Annotated in this window: 2 protein-coding genes; one reads left to right on the top strand and one right to left on the bottom strand. The window is 65.9% G+C overall.

Annotation, left to right across the window (positions count from 1 at the left end; genetic code table 11):
- Positions 1 to 1,696, bottom strand: a 1,696-nt coding sequence (locus ACLV74_RS25120; RefSeq protein ID WP_411882143.1) for a protein-disulfide reductase DsbD family protein, incomplete at its 3' end; no start/stop codon positions are given.
- 114 nt (positions 1,697 to 1,810) lie between these two features.
- Between ACLV74_RS25120 and ACLV74_RS25115 the strand changes: the two genes are divergently transcribed.
- Positions 1,811 to 3,397: a B12-binding domain-containing radical SAM protein gene (locus ACLV74_RS25115; protein ID WP_411882142.1), complete on the top strand. Its 1,587-nt coding sequence runs from the start codon at positions 1,811 to 1,813 to the stop codon at positions 3,395 to 3,397.
- Positions 3,398 to 3,639 lie beyond the last annotated feature (242 nt).

Genomic DNA, 3,639 nt, shown 5'->3' with positions numbered 1-3,639 from the left:
CCATCAGCACCAGCAGGGCCAGCAGTGCGCCCGCACCGTCCACCCCGCTTTGCTGGCCCAGTACCCAGACCAGCCAGGCCACGGTCGCGAACATCGGAAAAGCCATCAGCTGCTTGAAGGTCACCATCCAGGGGCCGGGGCGCGGCAGGGCGCGCGCCACGGCGGGAATGGCGCTGGCCGCCAGGTAAGGCAGGGCCATGCCCACGCCCAGCGCCGCGAAAATCGCGAGGGCTTCCAGCGCCGGCAGCCCCACGGCATACCCCAGCGATGCGCCCATGAAAGGCGCGGTGCAGGGCGAAGCAATCGCCGTGGCCAGCACGCCTGACAAAAAGGCGTTGACCGTCGGGTTCTTCGCCTGCCAGCCCGCGAGCCGGCCCGGCAGCAGGTTGCTGAATTCAAACAAACCCGCCAGGTTCAGGCCCAGCAATGTGAACAGGGCCGCCAGCAGCGCGACCACGGCCGGGTTCTGCAACTGAAAGCCCCAGCCCAGCTGCTCGCCCGCGGCGCGCAGGCCCAGCAGCAGCGCGCCCAGTGCCAGGAAGGACAGCACCACGCCCACGCTATAGGCCAGCCCCGCAGTCAGGCGGGTGGCCTGGTCTTTTACCTGCACAAAGCCCACCACCTTGATCGCCAGCACCGGGAACACGCAGGGCATGAGGTTGAGCACCAGCCCGCCGAGCAGCGCGCCCAGCAAGGCGGCGATCAGGCCCACGGGCGCCGCGCTGCTCTGCACAGGCGCGGCACCGGCCGAGGCATTGGCACGCAAGGCCGCTTCGAGCGCGGGCGGCACCACGGCGGCGGCCGCTGCGGCGGGCCAGGCGCCTTTGACCGGCGCGTCGATACGGTAGGCCACGTTCTCCAGGGCCACCACCAGCGGCATGCTGGCCGGGCTTTCGCTGCGCTGGCCGGACAAGGGCACTTCGGCCGTCCACAGCGCGCCTTGCCAGGCCTGTTGCCAGGGCGCGGCGGGTTCGATCACGCCGCCGGTTTCGGGGAAGAAGGCCAGGGTTTTGCCCTGCAGCGCGGCAGGCAGGCCGGCCAGCGACACCTTGATGGCTTTGGCGCCCGCTTCCACCTGGCTGGCGCCGGGCGGCAGCGCCTGGGGTGTGGCGGCGAAGGTGTCCTGGAACAGCTGGCCGCTGGCGGCTGTCGAGCTGCGCACCGGAATGCTCAGCGCAAAGTCGCCCTCCTGCGGAATGCATTCCTTGCGGCACACCAGCCAGGAGGCCTTGAGTTGCACGTCAAGCTGCTTGCCGGAAAAGCCCGGCGCCACCGTCAGCGGCACCGGCAACAGCACGGTTTTTTCGTAGCCGTAATTGGCCAGCGTGCCGATGGGGATTTTTTTCGGCGTCGGCCAGGCGATTTCACCCGCGCTGATGCCGGCGGGCAGCTGCCAGTCCAGTTGCGTGGGCAGGCCCGAATCGCCCGAATTCTTCCAGTAGGTGTGCCACTCGGGCTGGTGCGTGAGCGCCAGGCCCACCCAGACCGGCTTGCCGGGCTCCACACCCTCGGGCGCCCAGGCCAGCAGCTCGGCCCGCACCTGGTCGGTGGTGACCACGCCGGCCGCCGCGCCGCGGCTGCTTTTGCCGGGCAGGTTGAAAGGCGTATTCTGGGCGCCGGCCGCCATGGGAATTGCGCCAGCTGCTATGAAAAATGCAGCAGACAGGAAGGCGGGCAGGATGCGCTTGAAATGCATGGTGCGGGTGTGAGCAGGCGGTAGGGGCATTAGTTCCTGGGGTGGCTGGCTCCGGGTCTGCGCGCCGGCCACATGATTACAGCCCATTCCGGAGCCAACTCCGATAATAGGGTCATGCCCCGTATTGTCCTCGCCACCCTCAACGCGAAGTACATCCACGCCTCGCTGGGCCTGCGTTACCTGCTGGCCAATATGGACAGGCACGGCGGGCCCGGTCTGCGCGAGGCCACGCAGCTGCGCGAATTCGTGATCCAGCAGCGGCCCACGCAGATCGTCGAGGAGTTGCTGGCGCTCCAGCCCGAGGTCATAGGCCTGGGCATCTATATATGGAATGTGGTCGAAACAACCCAGGTGGTGCGCCTGCTCAAGGCCTTGCGGCCCGGCATCAAGGTCGTGCTGGGCGGACCCGAGGTCAGCTACGAGACCGGCGAGCAGGAAATCTGCCGCCTCGCCGACCATGTCGTCACCGGCTGGGGCGACGTGAGCTTTCCCAAGCTGTGCCGCGCGCTGCTCGACGGCCCCCAGCCGCTCATGAAAGTGATTGCCGGCGAACAGCCGCCGCTGGAGGCGTTGGCCCTGCCTTATGCCGACTACACCGGCGAAGACCTGGCCAAGCGCCTGCTCTACGTCGAAGCCTCGCGCGGCTGCCCCTTCAAGTGCGAGTTCTGCCTGAGCTCGCTCGACAAGACCGCCTGGGCTTTTGACCTTGACATCTTCATGGCGGAGATGGACATGCTGTACCAGCGCGGCGCGCGCAACTTCAAGTTCGTCGACCGCACCTTCAATCTCAAGGTCGAGAACTCGGTGCGCATCCTGCAGTTCTTCCTCGACAGGATGGCGCCCGATCTGTTCGTTCACTTTGAAGTCGTGCCCGACAGCCTGCCCGAGCGCCTGAAGGCCTTGATCGCGCAGTTTCCGGCGGGTTCGCTGCAGTTTGAGGTCGGCATCCAGAGTTTTAACGTTGACGTGCAGCAGCGCATCTCGCGCAAGCAGGACAACGCCAAAACCGCCGACAACCTGCGCTGGCTCGTCAATGAGAGCCAGGCCCATGTGCACGCCGACCTGATCTTCGGCCTGCCCGGCGAGACCCTGGAGAGTTTTGCGCAAGGCTTTGACCGCCTGCATGAACTGGCGCCGCATGAAATCCAGTTCGGCATTTTGAAACGACTGCGCGGCACGCCCATCACGCGGCACACGGCGGAATTCGCGATGGCCTACGACCCGCAAACGCCGTACACGATTTTGCAGAACTCCATGATCGACTTCGTCACCATGCAGCGCATCAACCGCTTTGCGCGCTACTGGGAAATGGTCGCGAATTCAGGCCGCTTCGCGCAGGGGCTCGAATTGCTGCTGGCGCCCGGCTCGGCCTTTGGCAACTTTCTGCAATTCAGCGACTGGCTGTGGTTGACCACCGGCAAGACGCATGAGTTTGCGCTGGAGAAACTGGTGGATTTGCTGTTTGAGCATCTCACGGAGGTGCGGGGGCTGGATGTGGAAGAGGTGCGCAATGCCTTGCTCGCCGATTACCTGGCCAGTGGCGCGCGCGGCCGGCCGGCGTGCCTGGCCGAAGCCTTGGGCGCCGTGCGCATGGCGTCGCCGCTGCGGGCCGGCCGGCAAGGCGCCGAGCGGCAAGGGAGACATTTGAATCAGCTGGCTGGGCACAAGGAAGAAATTCAGAAGGCAGCGGCGGCGGCTTGAGCCGGGTCTTGCGCCGGCTTGCGCGCCTGTGCCTTTTGCTGAGGCTTGCTGGCCGGGGGTTGCCCGGCGGCAACTCACTTTTCTTTTGCTTCGCGGCGTGTGTCAAGGTAGTTGTCGCCTCGCGTGAACTTATGCCGCGAGTTTTTTCATTCCCACTTGTTCGCGTTCCGGGTTGAGATACACGGCGTCTGCCAGGTGCCAGTTCCTCAGTTGCGCAGACCAGCGTTGAGGATGGCGTTCCT

This window comes from Polaromonas sp. YR568, assembly GCF_943369415.1.
Lineage (GTDB): Bacteria > Pseudomonadota > Gammaproteobacteria > Burkholderiales > Burkholderiaceae_C > Polaromonas.
The sequence above is the reverse complement of the archived record's forward strand: the minus strand, read 5'-3'. Positions and strand labels throughout refer to the sequence as shown.

Excerpts from the sequence above, each read along its gene's own strand:
- ACLV74_RS25115 (WP_411882142.1), top strand. The coding sequence starts at position 1,811 with ATGCCCCGTATTGTCCTCGCCACCCTCAACGCGAAGTACATCCACGCC.